General features: G+C 57.4%; 1 pseudogene. It reads right to left on the minus strand.

The features are described 5' to 3' along the window. Positions 1 to 13: 13 nt before the first annotated feature. Positions 14 to 771 (minus strand): annotated as a pseudogene (locus ACR0I7_RS20080) (IS5 family transposase). Positions 772 to 840: the final 69 nt, after the last annotated feature.

Genomic DNA, 840 nt, shown 5'->3' on the forward strand with positions numbered 1-840 from the left:
CTAGGGTCAGGACTCATAGCCAATAGATGACGGTAGCCGCCAGTGCGATGGCTGAGAGGAAGACCTTTGGGCACCTGTCGTATCGGGTTGCCACTCGCCGCCAATCTTTCAACCTTCCGAACATGATCTCGATCCGATTGCGACGTTTTTAGCGACGCTTGTCGTACTTCACCGCTTTCTTCCGCTGCTTCCGACCTGGGATGCACGCGCGTATCCCTTTGTCTTTCAACGCTTCCCGGAACCAATCAACGTCATATCCGCGATCCCCAAGCAGCCATTCGACATCTGGCAGGCTGCTCAACAATGCCCGTGCGCCGATGTAATCGCTGACCTGCCCAGCCGTCACAAACAAGTTGAGTGGGCGTCCCTTGCTGTCGCAGATAGCGTGCAGCTTCGTGTTCATGCCGCCCTTGGTCCGACCGATCAGGCGTCCACGCCCCCCTTTTTGACGCCCTAACTGGTCGCTGTGCGGTGCGCCTTCAGGTAGGTCGCATCTATCATCACGGTCTTATCTTCGCCGTGCTCAGCGGCCAATCCGGCCATCATCCGGGCGAAGATGCCCTTGTCGCTCCAACGTTTCCAGCGGTTGTAGAGCGTCTTGTGTGGGCCGTATTCCTTCGGCGCATCGCGCCAGCGCAAACCATTGCGATTAATGAAGACTATCCCGCTCAACACCCGCCGGTCATCGACGCGGGGTTTGCCGTGAGACTTTGGGAAGAAGGGCTCAAGACGCGCCATCTGGGCGTCGGTCAGCCAAAACAGATCAGACATGTTCACCGCTCGTTTTTCGAACCGTGAATCACGCAACCTCGCAGAAATCAATGGGTCCTGACCCTAGCA

Source organism: Ruegeria sp. AM1 (assembly GCF_056540745.1).